13 protein-coding genes are annotated in these 13,952 nt (G+C 69.7%); 5 read left to right on the forward strand and 8 right to left on the reverse strand.

What is annotated here, in order from left to right; all coding sequences use genetic code 11:
- Positions 1 to 12 precede the first annotated feature (12 nt).
- The 4 genes from ABZT47_RS10755 to ABZT47_RS10770 form a co-directional block, all read right to left on the reverse strand.
- Positions 13 to 1,629: a glycosyltransferase family 39 protein gene (locus tag ABZT47_RS10755; protein ID WP_354838662.1), complete on the reverse strand. Its 1,617-nt coding sequence runs from the start codon at positions 1,627 to 1,629 to the stop codon at positions 13 to 15.
- Positions 1,630 to 1,962: 333 nt separating this feature from the next.
- Positions 1,963 to 3,342 (reverse strand): nitrilase-related carbon-nitrogen hydrolase, encoded by a 1,380-nt coding sequence (locus ABZT47_RS10760; protein ID WP_354838665.1) that lies wholly within the window; start codon positions 3,340 to 3,342, stop codon positions 1,963 to 1,965.
- Positions 3,314 to 4,000, reverse strand: coding sequence for a response regulator transcription factor (locus ABZT47_RS10765; protein WP_354838668.1), 687 nt, complete (start codon positions 3,998 to 4,000; stop codon positions 3,314 to 3,316). The genes ABZT47_RS10760 and ABZT47_RS10765 overlap by 29 nt, the downstream gene beginning before the upstream one ends.
- Positions 4,001 to 4,005: 5 nt before the next feature.
- A complete protein-coding gene (locus ABZT47_RS10770) occupies positions 4,006 to 5,121 on the reverse strand; it encodes a sensor histidine kinase (protein WP_354838671.1) in 1,116 nt (371 codons plus the stop codon).
- A 120-nt stretch (positions 5,122 to 5,241) separates the two neighbouring features.
- Between ABZT47_RS10770 and ABZT47_RS10775 the strand changes: the two genes are divergently transcribed.
- A complete protein-coding gene (locus ABZT47_RS10775) occupies positions 5,242 to 6,321 on the forward strand; it encodes a hypothetical protein (protein ID WP_354838674.1) in 1,080 nt (359 codons plus the stop codon).
- A gap of 6 nt (positions 6,322 to 6,327) precedes the next feature.
- Here the strand turns inward: ABZT47_RS10775 and ABZT47_RS10780 are convergent, their stop codons facing one another.
- Complete coding sequence (locus ABZT47_RS10780; RefSeq protein WP_354838677.1) at positions 6,328 to 6,735, reverse strand: DUF6010 family protein; 408 nt, start codon at positions 6,733 to 6,735, stop codon at positions 6,328 to 6,330.
- 293 nt (positions 6,736 to 7,028) lie between these two features.
- Here ABZT47_RS10780 and ABZT47_RS10785 point away from each other — a divergent pair, with 293 nt between their 5' ends.
- The 3 genes from ABZT47_RS10785 (at position 7,029) to ABZT47_RS10795 (ending at position 9,982) form a co-directional block, all read left to right on the forward strand.
- Positions 7,029 to 7,967: a helix-turn-helix domain-containing protein gene (locus ABZT47_RS10785; protein WP_354838680.1), complete on the forward strand. Its 939-nt coding sequence runs from the start codon at positions 7,029 to 7,031 to the stop codon at positions 7,965 to 7,967.
- A 113-nt stretch (positions 7,968 to 8,080) separates the two neighbouring features.
- Positions 8,081 to 8,743 (forward strand): hypothetical protein, encoded by a 663-nt coding sequence (locus tag ABZT47_RS10790; protein WP_354838683.1) that lies wholly within the window; start codon positions 8,081 to 8,083, stop codon positions 8,741 to 8,743.
- A gap of 438 nt (positions 8,744 to 9,181) precedes the next feature.
- Entirely contained in the window at positions 9,182 to 9,982 is an 801-nt protein-coding gene (locus ABZT47_RS10795) for a phosphotransferase (protein ID WP_354838686.1), read from the forward strand.
- Positions 9,983 to 10,280: 298 nt separating this feature from the next.
- Here the strand turns inward: ABZT47_RS10795 and ABZT47_RS10800 are convergent, their stop codons facing one another.
- From ABZT47_RS10800 to ABZT47_RS10810, 3 genes are all read right to left on the reverse strand, one after another.
- Positions 10,281 to 10,754 (reverse strand): DUF5990 family protein, encoded by a 474-nt coding sequence (locus ABZT47_RS10800; RefSeq protein WP_354838689.1) that lies wholly within the window; start codon positions 10,752 to 10,754, stop codon positions 10,281 to 10,283.
- A 183-nt stretch (positions 10,755 to 10,937) separates the two neighbouring features.
- Entirely contained in the window at positions 10,938 to 12,050 is a 1,113-nt protein-coding gene (locus tag ABZT47_RS10805) for a hypothetical protein (RefSeq protein ID WP_354838692.1), read from the reverse strand.
- Positions 12,047 to 12,616, reverse strand: coding sequence for a sigma-70 family RNA polymerase sigma factor (locus ABZT47_RS10810; RefSeq protein WP_354838695.1), 570 nt, complete (start codon positions 12,614 to 12,616; stop codon positions 12,047 to 12,049). Before ABZT47_RS10810 ends, ABZT47_RS10805 begins: the two co-directional genes overlap by 4 nt.
- Positions 12,617 to 13,279: 663 nt before the next feature.
- Between ABZT47_RS10810 and ABZT47_RS10815 the strand changes: the two genes are divergently transcribed.
- On the forward strand, positions 13,280 to 13,708 hold the full coding sequence (locus ABZT47_RS10815; protein ID WP_354838698.1) for an HIT family protein: 429 nt from the start codon (positions 13,280 to 13,282) through the stop codon (positions 13,706 to 13,708).
- Positions 13,709 to 13,952: the final 244 nt, after the last annotated feature.

Consider the following 13,952-nt stretch of genomic DNA (forward strand, 5'->3'; position numbering starts at 1 on the left):
CGTGCCGGGGCTCTAGTCCGAGGTCCTCGTCCAGACCTGGTAGGAGCCGTCGCCGAAGGTCGTGGAGAACGGCAGCTCCGCGGAGAGGCGGTACCTGCCGCTGCTCGGCAGGGCCTTCGCGATGGCCGGGTCGAACTTCGAGACTCCGGGTCTCTGCAGCACCACCAGGTCGTAGCGGCCGTCGCCGATGGCCGCCGTGTAGGCGTCCGCACCGGTGTGCTCGACGCCCTCGGCGTCGGTGTAGCCGAGGTGGTAGGTGCCCGTCCACTGGCTCCAGTCGGTGACGTCCTGGAAGTAGTAGGTGGGCACCTGCGCGATGTCCGCCAGGTACCGGCCCTCGCCGTTCACCTGCGAACGGAGCAGGTCGACGAGCCGCGTCGAGTCCGGCCAGGTCGCATAGCGCCACTGGGACTGCGCCACGCCTGAGGAGAAGGCGAACCCGATGATGCCCAGGCCGATCGCGGCGCGGACGACGAGGAGGCCGATCGGTGTGCGGCGGAACGGCGGGCCGACGATCGTGGACAGACCCAGTCCGGCCAGCGGCGCGAAGAAGAACAGGCCGAACCCGACGTGCTTGTGCAGGGACACGGAGGTCGACAGGTGGATCTGGTAGGCCGGGGCCAGCAGCCCCGTCCCGCAGAGCAGCAGGCCCAGCGTCGCGCGCCACACCCTGCCCGGCACCTCGCCAGCGGCCTTGCGGCCCGCGGAGGCGACCTCGCCGATCCGGCCGCGCCACACGTACGCCAGCGCCCCCAGGCACGCCAGGACGAAGGCCAACCCCATCCACTCGACGGACACATCGACCAGCGAGCTCGCGGAGTTGGTGCCGTGAGGCCGGGAGGTGGTGGTGAACCGGATGCCCGCCAGGATGGAGCTGCCGTACAGCACGGCACCACCGACGGCTCCCACGGCGCCCGACAGCAGCACCCCGCGCCAGAGCGCGCGGACGCCCTGATGGGGCCAGGCGACGATGACGGCCAGTCCGACCACCGTGGGGATGAACAGTCCGGCGGCGTACTTGGTGCAGAAGGCGAGGACCAGGACCGGCGCGGCGAACAGGACCGCGAACGGGCCGGCCCGGGCGGTGCGCACCACGAGCCACGCGGCGAAAGCCAGCAGGAACAGGGCCGCGGAGTCGAAGGTCGCGAACCAGCCCAGCACGATCGTCGACTGGGAGGCCGCGAAGACGACGGCCGCGAACAGGCCCACGCGCTCGCTGAACAGACGACGGGTCAGCGAATAGAGCAGGCCCGTGCAGCCGAGCATGAACACAAGGCTCAGGGCGCGTGCCCCGGTCAGCCCGCCCACGACGTCCATGGCCCCCGCGAGCAGGGGATACAGCATGGGGGAACCAGAGAATGTGCTGCTGTACGAGGGGTTCACCGCGGCCCCGTGGAGGAGGTAAGCGAACTCCATGCGGCCGGCGTGGATGTACAGCGCCTCGTCCATGAAGGCGGAGTTGTGCAGCCGCGTCGACAGCAGTGCCTGCACGACCATGACCAGGGCGAGGACGGCCCGGTGCGGCCACGCGCGCCCGCGACCACCCCGAGCGGACGCCTCTGCCGGGGCGGCCTCGGGCACACCGCCGGCGGGCGTGCCGCCGAGCGGCGCCCTCACGCCTTCCGGCACGCGCGAGGCCTCTCGGACCGGCGAACGGGTCACAGGAAGTTCCTCCCTGGACCGCCGCGGGGGAGTCCCTCCGGCGCCGAAGGCCGGGCCGGTGATCTCAGGCTCCATCAGGGTGCCCTGTCTTCATCAACGGGTGCTCCATGGTGAGTCCGGCGAGCGTGCGTGACCGCGGAACGGAAGCCCGACCGCCTGCCGAGGGCGATCTCCCGGTCAGGTCCGGTCCTTCATTCCTGCCCTCGAAAGGTAGCCGAACCGGACGAAGCCGACGACATCGCGCCGCGCCACGCCGGTCAGGATGCGGCCGGTACATGGAGGGCTTGCCGGCCCGCACACCTAGCTCGGCGTCGACAGGCTCATCACGGTGTCGCCGGCCGGGCTTTCACTCACCGAGCCGGAGGGTTTCGTACGGGTCAGCGCACCGAGCGCGAGCAACAGCAACCCTGCCGAGGCCCACGCGGCCCAGTCCCCCAGGGCGGTGTAGAGGGTGGCCGAGCCCTGCCGGGGCAGGGCGGCCGTGACCGTGGTCATGCCCGTCATGCCCGTCTTGGCGCTGTGGCCTTCGGCCAGAATCCGGCCGCGGTCGTCGCTGACCGTCAGCAGTCCCTCGCGCGCGGCGCGGGCCACCGCCAGGCCGTTCTCCACGCCGCGCACCACCGCCATGCGGCTGTGCAGCCACGCGTCCTGGTCGAAGTCCCAGGCCGGCGCGAGCAGGGCGGCGGCGCCGGCCTGGCCGTACTGCCTGACCAGGCCGGGGAAGTCCAGGTCCTTGCAGATGATGAGGCCGAGCCGATGACCGCCGAGGAAGGCCAGGCCGGTGCCGGGCCGGAACCTGCCCTCCACTCCCGGGATCATGTGGTGCTTGTCGTAGCGCACGCCGGAGGGGTAGCTCACCGCGCTGTTGGTCTCCATGGCGATCCCCGCGACCACCTCCACGCCCGGGCGGGCGAACGGCAGGTCGGTGGTCCTGAAGACCTTCTCGGGCAGCACCACGACCTCCGCGCCGTGGGCCGCCGCGTCGTCCACCGCCTCGCCGTACCGGTGGAGGACATCCTTGGAATCGTCCGTCGCGACCAGTGCGACCTTCCGTCCTGCGGTGTCGGCGGGCGTCGCGAGTCGTAGGAGACCGTGGCCGAGCGTGAGCGTGACCAGCACACCCGAGACCACCGCCGCGCGTGGCCGCAGGACCGCGATGGAGGCGGGCACGAACAGCAGGAGGAAGGTGATGCCCCAGACCCCGGTGACCGAGGCGGTCTGCAGCACGGGCAGGAGGTCGGCCTGCGTGTACGCCAGGCTCCACCAGGCCCCGTGCGGTCCGGCGAGGTTCATGACGTACTCGGTGGTGACCCAGACGGCCGGTAGGGCCGACGCCGCCAGCAGCCCCCGGCCGCGCACGAGCAGGGTGCGGAAGAGCAGCACGCCCGCGCCGTAGCAGAGCGCGGGGCCGGCGATGAGGGCGGCGGCCAGCGCGGGCGGCATTTCCAGGGATCCGGTGAAGTACGGCCACATCTGCACCTGACCGGCGAGCCAGACGAGCGTCCCGGCGGCGAAAGCCGTGCCCCTCCCCGCATGGCGAGCCAGGAACAGGACAGGGAGCGGCGCCGAAGTGCGTGAGGACCGCGGAGGCGAGGGTGAGGAGGATGCGTCGCATGCCGACGATCGTGCTTTCCCCCACCCCGCGGGCGCGTCACTCGCGGGTGTGATCTCCGTCGTCACTCCTGCCGGGGACCACCAGCCCGGACTCGTAGGCGAGCACCACGGCCTGGACCCGGTCCCGCAGGTCGAGCTTGGTGAGCATGCGGCTGACGTGCGTCTTGACCGTGTGCTCGGTGACCACGAGCGCGGCGGCGATCTCCGCGTTCGACAGGCCCTGCGCGACCAGCTTCAGCGTCTCGCGCTCGCGCTCGGTCAGTGCGCCGAGCCTGGCCGTCAGCCGGGGGGCGACGCCGTGGGCGGGCCGGCGCACCAGGTCCTCCAGCAGCCTCCTGGTCGCCGCCGGGGCCAGCAGGGCCTCACCCGAGGCGACGGTGCGCACGGCGTGAGCCAGTTCGTCGCGCCGGATGTCCTTCAGCAGGAAGCCGCTCGCTCCCGCCCGGACCGCGTCGTAGACGTACTCGTCGAGGTCGAACATGGTCAACACCAGCACCTTGGCGACGGTGGTGGCGCAGATCCGCCGGGTCGCCTCGATGCCGTTCATTCCCGGCATGCGCACGTCCATCAGGACCACGTCCGGCCGGAGCCGCCTGGCCGCGGCGACCGCCTCCGCACCGTCGGCGGCCTCACCGACCACCTCCATGTCCGGCTGCGCCCCGAGGATCAGCCCGAACCCCGCGCGGAAGAGATCCTGATCGTCGGCGATGAGCACCCGTAACATGCCGGCTATCCAAGCGGAAATTCGGCCGTCACCACGAATCCCCCGTTACGCCCCGCCTCGGCCCTGAGCGTCCCGCCGCATGCCGCCGCCCGTTCTCGCATCCCGGCCAGCCCGTACCCGCCGCGCTCACCCGGCCCTCGCCCGTCGTCGGCGATCTCCACCGTCAGGCGCTCTCCCCAGGTCAGAGCCAGGCGGACGGCACGCGTACCGGCGTGTTTACGCACGTTGGTGAGCGCCTCCTGAACGATGCGGTACACGGCGGCCTCAACGCTCTCCGCCACGGGGCGCGGGGTGCCGGCGGACGTGCTCACCACGTCCAGGCCGCTGCGGTCGAGCAGCGCGGGAAGGTTGGCCAGACGTGGCTGGAACAGGGACTCGCCCGGCCGCTCGTCGGCGTGGCCGCACACCGGTCCGCCGCCCTCGCCCGGGGTCCGCAGCGCGGTGAGCACCCCCCGGAGCTCGGCCAGCGCACCCCTTCCCATGTCGGCGATCGCATCGAACACCGCCTCGGCCTTGTCCGGAGCGCTGCGCATCACCACCGGACCGGTTTCGGCCTGGACCACCATCAGCCCCACGGAATGGGTGATGATGTCATGCATGTCGCGCGCGATCCGGGTGCGTTCCTCGGCCGCCGCCGCGATGTGCTCCTGCTCCTGCCGCCGGGCCCGTTCGGTCAGCTCGGCGGCCCGCGAGCGGCTCGCCCTGACGCTGGTGCCCAGCGCGTAGGCGGCCACGAAGGCGGTCCCCACCAGCCGGTAGGTCTCGTCGTTCTCCCCGGGCAGCACCAACGAGGCGCCCACCGCCACCACGATCAGCGGAATCGCCGCCAGCCTCTTCCACCTGGGGCTCAGGTCGGCGATCGTGTAGACGGCCAGCAGCGGCCCGAAGGGCAGCAACGGCTTCTCCCATGTCACCAGCACCGACATCGCCGCGCCGACCACCACCGCGACCGCCATCGGCGCCCGCCTGCGCCACCCCACCGGCGCCGACGCCAGCAGCCCCAGCCCGATGATCCACCAGGGATTGGGAGCGGGCAGCAGAAGCGGGATCACCGTGGCCAGGACCACGCCCACCGCGAGCGCCCCGTCAACGGCCCCCTCGGCCCGGCCCGCTGCGAACATCCGCCCATTATCTGGATTCCTCCGCCCGCTGCCCTCACTCTCAGGAGTGATATGCGGCAGCGAAGCCGTCACCGATCGCCGAAGTTGCCGACCTCGGGGCCGGCGGCTTCGATGGACCCCGTGTCCCGTCCGTTCTCCATGCCCGCGCGCCGATATCGACCGGTCGTCCGCACGACTCTCACGGCACTGCTGATCATGATCGCTCCGCTCGCGCTGTCCGGCTGCACCGCGCCGGACGAGCCGCCGTCGCTGCCGCCCGCCGGCGTCTACGAGCACGACGCGGCGGGTGAGGACTCGCGGGCCGAGCCGATTTCGGCCGACGGCACGGCAGGGGCTCTCACTCGGCCGTTGAGGCAGGCCGGCTGGTTCTGTGCGCAGGTCCGAGCCAATGCCGACGGCCGTGCCCTGTGGTGCCGCATCGGGCTCCGCGACGAGGCGGACACGGTCTATCCGCAGGTGGCGCAGTTCCTGCTCGACCGCGACGACCGGCTCGCCTGGGCGTGGTTCCCCTCCCCGCAGGGGAACCACGAGGACGACCAGGTCGCCGAGGCCGCGGCACCGGCGCTGACCGCGATCTGGCCCGAAGCCGGTGACCGCGTGCGGCAGGAGATCGACGACTTCGATCGCGATCTCCATACCCACGGGACGCGGCCGAGCGAGGGCGTCCCCCGGACGGGGTGGTCGGACACGCACGCGGACTACGGCTACGACCGGCACAACGGACTGGTCGTCACCGCCCGGGACGCCTCCGTGCGACGCTGGCCGTTCGGCTCAGCGCACTACGCGACCTCGATGAGCTCCGCTGTCGATGATCTCCTGGCCGGTGGTTACGACTGCTTCTACCCACCCCAGCAGAGCTGCGACCGCACCCGGTCGAACGGCTACTTCCGTGTCGCCCTCCGCGATGACCAGATCGTCTCGGCCTGGTTCGGCATCGGCAGCGTGATCGAGTTGGGGCGGCAACGGCACCTGCTCGGCGAGGAGTTCCCGCATGGCCTCACGTTCCTCGCCGAGGAGGTCCGCCCCCAGGTCACCGAGCGGATCGAACGGTCCCGCCGATCCGGCACCGGCTTCGCCGGCATCGTGGCCGGAACGGTCGTGATCATCGATGCGCGCCGGGGCGCCGTCGACGGAGACGATCTGGTGGCGTACCTCGACATCCAGATCGGCGCACCGCTGGCCGCGACCCTGCCCACCTGATCAGCCTCAACCGACGCGGGACCGAACCAGGCGCACCCGGAGCAGGCCGGTGACCGAGGGGCCGCCCGAGAAGCACCACACGGCGATCACCGGATCGCAGATCGCGCATCCCAGGGAAGAGTGGTCCGCGAACGGGATGATCGGGTTGCCGTGCAGGTGGTGCAGCAGATCCCAGCCGGTGTGCAGCAGCCACCCGATGCCGACGAACGTCCACGACTCCAGGCCGCGGTAGGCGCAGTAGGTCATGACGGCCGTGAAGGCGAACTCCCACGGGCCGAAACCGCCGCCGCTGAGGTAGGCGGCCCCGGCTCCGGCCACCATGATCGCGTTGAACCGGCGCCGGTGCGGTTCGCGGATCAGGGACATCAGGCACACGTACCCCACGCCGATCATGATCGGGACGACGACGCTCATCGTCGGGGGGTTTCCCGCCGGCGGCCGCCCGGCGCGGCGGAGGCACCCGCGCCGCCGTCCGCACGGCGGGACTCAGAAGCCGTGCCGGCATCGAATCGGACGATCATGAAGGTGTCCGTTCCGTTGAGAGGTGTGGTGGACGTGGTCGAGGCTAACCGGCGACGTCCCGGGCTCCTAGTGGCAGGAATGACAATGTCCAACGGAATATCGCCAACGGCTGGCCGCGCGTGGGGAGCTGATGAAGGCAGTAAGAAGCCATTGGCGAGAACCCGGTGCAGGCATATGTTGTCGCCATGCACACCGTCGTCGTCCTCGCGCTGGATCAGGTGATCCCCTTCGACCTGTCCACACCCATCGAGGTGTTCACCCGCACCCGACTGCCCGACGGCCGCCCCGCCTACCGGGTGCGGGTCTGCGCCGAGCGGCCCGACGTGGACGCCGGCCTGTTCACCCTGCGCGCCCGGTGGGGACTGGACGCACTCGCGGACGCGGACACGGTCATCGTTCCCGGCACCGCCGACCCCGCCGGACCTCTGCCGCCGGCCGTCCATGACGCGCTCTCCAGGGCCGCCGCCGACGGCACCCGGATCGCCTCCATCTGCTCGGGCACCTTCATCCTCGCCGCCGCCGGACTGCTCGGCGGGCTGCGCGTCACCACCCACTGGCTGGCCGCCGCCCAACTCGCCGCCGCCTACCCGGACATCGACGTCGACCCTGACGTGCTCTACGTCGACAACGGGCGGATCCTCACCTCGGCCGGTGCCGCGGCGGGACTGGACCTGTGCCTGCACATGATCCGCCGGGACTATGGCTCCGCCGTCGCCGCTGACGCCGCACGACTGTCGGTCATGCCGCTGGAACGCGAGGGCGGCCAGGCCCAGTTCATCGTGCGGCAGTACCCGCCCACCCCTCGCGGCTCGGCCATCGAACCCCTCCTGCGCTGGATCGAGGACAATCTCGCCCGAGATCTCACCCTCGCCGGCATCGCCGTTCACGCAGGCATGAGCACCCGCACCCTGATACGGCGCTTCCGCGAGCAAACCGGCACCACACCATTGCAGTGGCTCCACCGGGCCCGTGTCCGTCAAGCCCAGCACCTGCTGGAGACCACCCGGCACTCGATGGAACGCATCGCGGCCCAGGCGGGCTTCGGCTCGCCCACCGCCTTCCGCGACCGCTTCAAACGCGTCGTCGGCGTCACCCCCCACGCCTACCGGAGCAGCTTCAGCTGAAGCCCCGCCACCACACCAACGAGAGCTCCGACTAGTCATCGACAATGACACAAGGGTTACGCCGGCCCGTCCGGAGCCCGAACCGTGTCCTCACCTCCACAGACAGGTTGGCAATGCATCTTCATGCAGGCGAGACCGAGGCCGTTGGCTGGCGAGTGGTGACCCTGCTCGACGCCGTCCGGCAGCTGCGCGACGCGTCACCCGACGTCACCGGACGTCCGCGGGTGATCGCGATCGACGGCCGGGGCGGCGCGGGCAAGACGACCCTGGCCGAGCGGCTCCGCAGGACGGTGCCCAACTCCGCCATCGTGCACACCGACGACATCGCCTGGAACCACGCCTACTTCGACTGGGGCGCCGTGCTCGCCGAGAACATATTGCGGCCCCTGCACCGGGGTGAGGCGGTGGACTTCCGCCCTGATGCCTGGACCCTCCACGACCGGCCCGGATCGATCACCGTCCCCGCCGGTGCCGACTTCGTCTGGGTCGAGGGCACCGGCATCATCCGCGAGGAGCTCGCCCTGTGGCTGGACGCCTCGGTGTGGATGCAGGGTGACCTCGATGAGCAAGAGCGCCTGTTGGTCGCTCGCGACGGTGACTCTCCCGAGCAACGGGAGCACGTGGCGAACTGGCTGCTGGAGGAACTGCCGTTCTTGGTGCGAGAGCGGCCATGGGCCCGAGCCACCATGATCGTCGCGGGCCCTCCGCAGATCCAGCATGACCCGGACACCGAACTGGTCGTCGCCCCGCCGGCCAACCCTCAGATCAGCGGGTGACCGGTTCGAGATCAGGAAGGCCAGGGCGGCGCGTCGGGGGCAACGCCCCATGCTGACAGGGACCCTATAGAGGACTACCAACGGGGGCGTTGGGCCTGCCAGTCGAAGCTCTCGAGCCGGTGGCGATGCACGGCGCCCACCTCGGGCCGGCGGAAAACTCGGTGGTGCGGCCGGCCACTGGGAGATAGCCTCGATTGTGTCCGGCTGATCAAGGAGGTCGACATGACGTGCATGGTCCTCAGCGAGGTAGCCGCCGCCGCTGCGACGCGTGAGTTCGCCGCGATCTGACCTTCGCCCCTTTTAAGGGCTGTAGCTCGGTCAGACCACGAATTCTTCGCTGCGTGGCGGCCACCGTCGGCTGCGGATTCCGTCCGCGCCGCCGGCTGTAGCGCCCTCATCGGCGCTGTCACCGCTTACCGCGCTACACGAGGAGAATTCGTGGATTCCGCATCATCCTTCGAGCCGCTGACGGCGGCCGAAGGCGGACCCAGTCACGTCATCCGTTCAGGCCACACCGTCAAGCGTGCTGCCCGCCCCTGGACCGGAACCGTCCATGCGCTGCTGCGCCACCTGGCCGACGCCGGGTTCACCGGCTGTCCGCAGGTGGTCGGCGATGGCTTCGACGCCGACGGCAACGAGGTTCTGACCTACATCGAAGGCACCATCGTCCACCCACAGGGCTGGTCGGATGAGGCCATCTGGCAGGTCGGCAGGCTGCTGCGCGACCTGCACAACGCCACCGCCGGCTTCCGGCCGCCACCGGACGCCGCCTGGCAGCCATGGTGGATGCACCGCACCGGCCCTGACTCGGTGATCGGACACTGCGACGCCGGACCGTGGCACACCGTGGTGCGCGACGGTCAACCCGTGGCGTTCATCGACTGGACGCTGGCCGGGCCGGTCGACCGTCTCGACGAGGTCGTCGCCGCCGCCTGGTGGCACGCCCGGCTGCACGACGACGACGTCGCCGAACTCAACAACCTGCCGGATGCGGCCACCCGCGCCCGGCAGCTCCGGCTGTTCCTCGACGGTTACGAACTACCCGCCGCCGAGCGAAACGGCCTGGTCGTCCGGATGATCGAGTTCGCGATCCGGGATTGCGCCGCCGAAGCGGCCCAAGCCCAGATCACTCCGGACTCGACGAACCCGGCACCGCTGTGGGCCCTGGCCTGGCGGGCTCGCGCCGCCGGCTGGATGATCCACCACCGGACCCTGCTGGAAGGCGCCGTACAGGCGTAGGGGCAGGACTCCGGCGGCCGGGGGCGCCGACCATCACATCGATGCCCCCGGCCAACCGGTAGCAATGAAGGCCCGGGCCGGAAATCGCCTTCTGACCTGGGCCTTCGTGTGTGGAGCGGTGTGGCGGCAATCGAACCCGCGCTGCCGGCTCGGGAAGCGCATCCAGTACAGCCGGTACGGGCGTTGACCTCGATGTAGGCCGTCCGCCGTTCGTGCTCTTGGCCGCGGCTGTGGCTGTACAGCCGAGCTTTCCGGACCGCGTCGACAGACCCACCTTGGCATGCACGGTCGGCCGGCGTCAGCCCGCGGGGGTTGACCACTCCACCAGCGGCGGGCGCACCGACGCGCACAACGGCTGACGCTTGGCGTCCGTCAACCCCAGCCGTGCCACCAGGGCGCCACCGGCCACGGCCCTCTCCAGCACGTCCGCGGGAATGGCCTCCAGCCACAGCTTCGCCCGCCGGAACATCGAGAACGCTCCGGCCTCATCGACCGTCCCCCACGACAGGTAGACGAACCGGCCGCCCGGCCGTCCTTGCACGAACGGGCCGCGCAGATCCCAGCCGGACTCCGTGCGGGTCGCGGTCACCTCCAGCTCCCACACCGCCGAGGAGACGTCCGCAGCGGTCACGCCGAGCAGTTCACCGGTACGCTCCCGCCGCTGCACGCCCACATGAATGTTGGAGTAGCCAGGAAACCCCGGTGCAGGTCCACACTTCCGGCCCGGCAGCTCGGATGCTTCGATACAGATCAGCACCCCATCATCATGCACGCCCTCGCGATGGCCCGACCAGATCGAAACGGCCCGCGGTATGCGGAGTGAAAGATCCGGTTCGAGTCGTTCCAGATCGTTCCGGACGGTGCTGAGTGGCCCTGGTATCGCGGTGGCCGTGCGGGCAGTCCTGCCCCGGCAAGGACGGCCCGCACGTCAAGCCCGGCTGAGTGCCGAGTGTGGTCAGAACCTGCCGGCCGCGATATCGGCCAGCGTCACCCGGGAGACCTCGAAGACGCTCACGGACGATGGCTTGCGTCCCGGCGCGCCGACCTCGGAGCGGATCGGCATCCCGGTCTTGGCGTCGATCGTCAGCACCTGTACGTCGCTGCCTCCGAACAGTGCCGGTCCCGCCGTGAGGGTCAGCGTAGGCCGGCCGCCGGTCGTCGAATCCTTGACGGTGACCTCAGGAATGGTGGAAATCAGCTTGAGCACGCCCGCCCGGATCTCCGGGTTGGCCGCCCCCCGGGCCAGCGCGTCGACGCTGCTGGTCCACAGGTGGTTGTCGATGAGGTTCTGCAGAGCCTTGCCGGTGGGCCGCTTCGGCGGAGCGATCCCCTTCTGCTGGTAGATGCTTCGATCCTTGGCCATGGCCCTCTCCCATGCCTTCTCCTGCTCGGCAGGGCTGAGGCCCAGCCCGAACGCGTTGGGCGTGGCGTTGACCATCTGCTTGCGGGCGGTGTCGAGGTCGCCGGTCGCCGCGTAGCGCGCCGCCTGCACCTCGCGGGCGTTCACGTCCTCGGCGAGGTTGTCATGACCGGAGATCGCCGCTGGGAGGGCGCTCTCGGTGTCTGTCACGTAGTAATCGCCGTTGTCGGTGTACAGGTTGTACGTGACGTCCGGCGGTCGGCTGTCAATGGTCTGGGTTCGGACGACCAGCGACGCGTCTCCCTGCAGGGAGTCGTCGCTCGCCTTGATCTCGGTCACCAGGGACACCAGCTTGATATCGGCCGCGGGTGCCTGGGCCGCGGGTGCCTGAGAGGTCGCCCAAGCCGGCGCCGCGGGCCGGGGCGCCGACGGGGCGACGACCACGATCGCCGCCGTCGCCGCGACCGCGCCGATGCCGGCGCCGATGGCGACTTTGCCCAGAATGCCCAAGCGGCGGTCGCGCGCCCATGAAGACCTCTCTGTCCGCATCGGAGCCGCCTCAGGCACCGGAGCGATCTCTGACGCTCGGGCGGCCTCGGACTCGGCCATCGCCCCCCGCAGCGTCCTCCGCGCTCGCTCGTACGCCTCGGATCGCAGGGGTGCGGCGTTCTTCAGCTGACCGACAAGGTCCATCTCGTCCATGATCACTGGCTTTCCTTCACGCTGTTGAGATCGGTCAATAGCACGACCACTTCAGGGGCGTTCCGCAGCGCCGTCCGGGCCTGGTGCAGCAGGCGGCGTGCCGTCCCGGCGGGCATGCGCAGCGCCCGCGCGGCATCGGCGACGGTCAGGTCCTCCCAGGCGACCAGGGTCAGCACTTCTCGTTCCTCCGGCCTGAGTTTGTCCAGGGCCAGCCGGAGCGCCGCCTGGGTATCGACGCGCGCGTCCACCGCCGGCCAGGGATCCCACCCGTTCGCCATGCCCGTCAGATCGGGTACGAGATCCTCGGCGGGCCGGGACCGCCAGTAGTGCCGCAGCTTGTTCAGGGCCACCCCGTACAGCCACGGCAGCGCTTCGGGGAACGACCGGTCATAGTTCCTACGGGACTCGAAGGCCGCCACCCACACATCGCCGAGGAGGTCCTCGGCCGCCTCGCGCCCCACTCGCCGCACGAGGTAGGCCCCGACAGCACCCTCGTGGCGGCAGATCACCTCCATGAAGGCTTCGGTGTCTCCGGCCAGCGATCTGCCGATCAGTTCTGCGTCTGTCGTCATGACCTTCCTCGACTCTGCTCGCCTTCCACCCTGTACTTGTCGACTCGCCTCCCAAAGCGTTCAGAACCGAGAAGAGCGAGCCGCGGGCGGGGCCAGTCGGGCGGCTGCCGAAAGCAGGGAAACCCGCGCCTCCGGTTGCTCGACCAGCCCAACCCGCACCCCGCCCGTCCATGGCGCTGCAAGGACGAGCGCCAACGGCCCACGTAGCCGTGTATCCGCAGCCGGCAAGCATTTCCGCAGGTGGTGGCGGGTGTAGAGCTCGACCCAACGTAGCGCCGGAACGGGTACGGCGCGGACCTCGATGCAGGGCTTCTCCCGAGCGAAGATCACGGCGCAGGGGCACGTACGGGCACGGAAGATCGAATACCTTCGCAGAAACGATCAAAGTCAGATCGGGAAACGATCCTCGAACTGGCTTCTCGTCATGAGAGCGGGTGACGGGAATCGAACCCGCGCTGTCAGTTCGGAAAGTCTTCTAGATCCCGGGTGTGAGCTGGGAAAACGCTGACCTGGACGTATGGCGGTCGAGTCACCGTGAGTCCCCGCTGCCAGCCGAACGGGCACGGTCTGCCCTTTCGGCCGTGGCCGTGGTTGTGGCCGTACAGCCGATCCAGCGGATATCTAGATGGACGCGCTAGTCCGAAGTGGCCCAGAATTCAGCGGATGAGTTCATGCCCCTTCTGTCCCATCGGTGCCGGTGACGTAGACAGTGAGCTCGTCGCTTATCGCACCGCCAACGTCTTCGTTCTGCCCATCCCCTGGCAGCGAGCAAAGAACCTTGGCCACTGTCTCGTACTTCCGACTGCGCACGTGACGAGTCTCGATGCTGTCCCTGGCGATCTTTTGGCCGAGCTGTTCGATGTGGTCGCCCAAATAACCGCTGCCGTTCGGGAGGCTTTTGGAGCACCCGGGAGCATGGTTCTCCAAAACGATAACATCCCAGGCCAGACGCTGTTTCATCTGCACGTCCATGTGATCCCCCGTTCTCCCGACGATGGATTCATTCTCGCGGACCCCGACAAGCTCGAGATTCCCTTCGAAGTTCGAGCGCAGCAGGCTGTACAACTCCGCAAGGCGCTCACCAGGCGATAGCCCGGGATATCCGAAGAGCTGACGTCTCCGACTCGGTGGAGTTCGATGGGCCGGGGCTGAGGAACGAAATCCCGGACCGTCGGTCGCCCCCAGCCCTGTAAGGAGATCAGCCGCCGCCAGGCGATCGTCAGGGTAGTAGTTCAGCGGGGCTAGTACTCCAGTGACCGTTCGTGATCTCGCTGGTTGTGGGGACATGGGTACGGCCACCGCGTGATCATCGGTGTTTGTGATGACATCCGAAGAT

It is taken from the genome of Sphaerisporangium sp. NPDC005289, from assembly GCF_040607455.1.
Classification (GTDB): Bacteria; Actinomycetota; Actinomycetes; order Streptosporangiales; family Streptosporangiaceae; genus Sphaerisporangium; species Sphaerisporangium rhizosphaerae.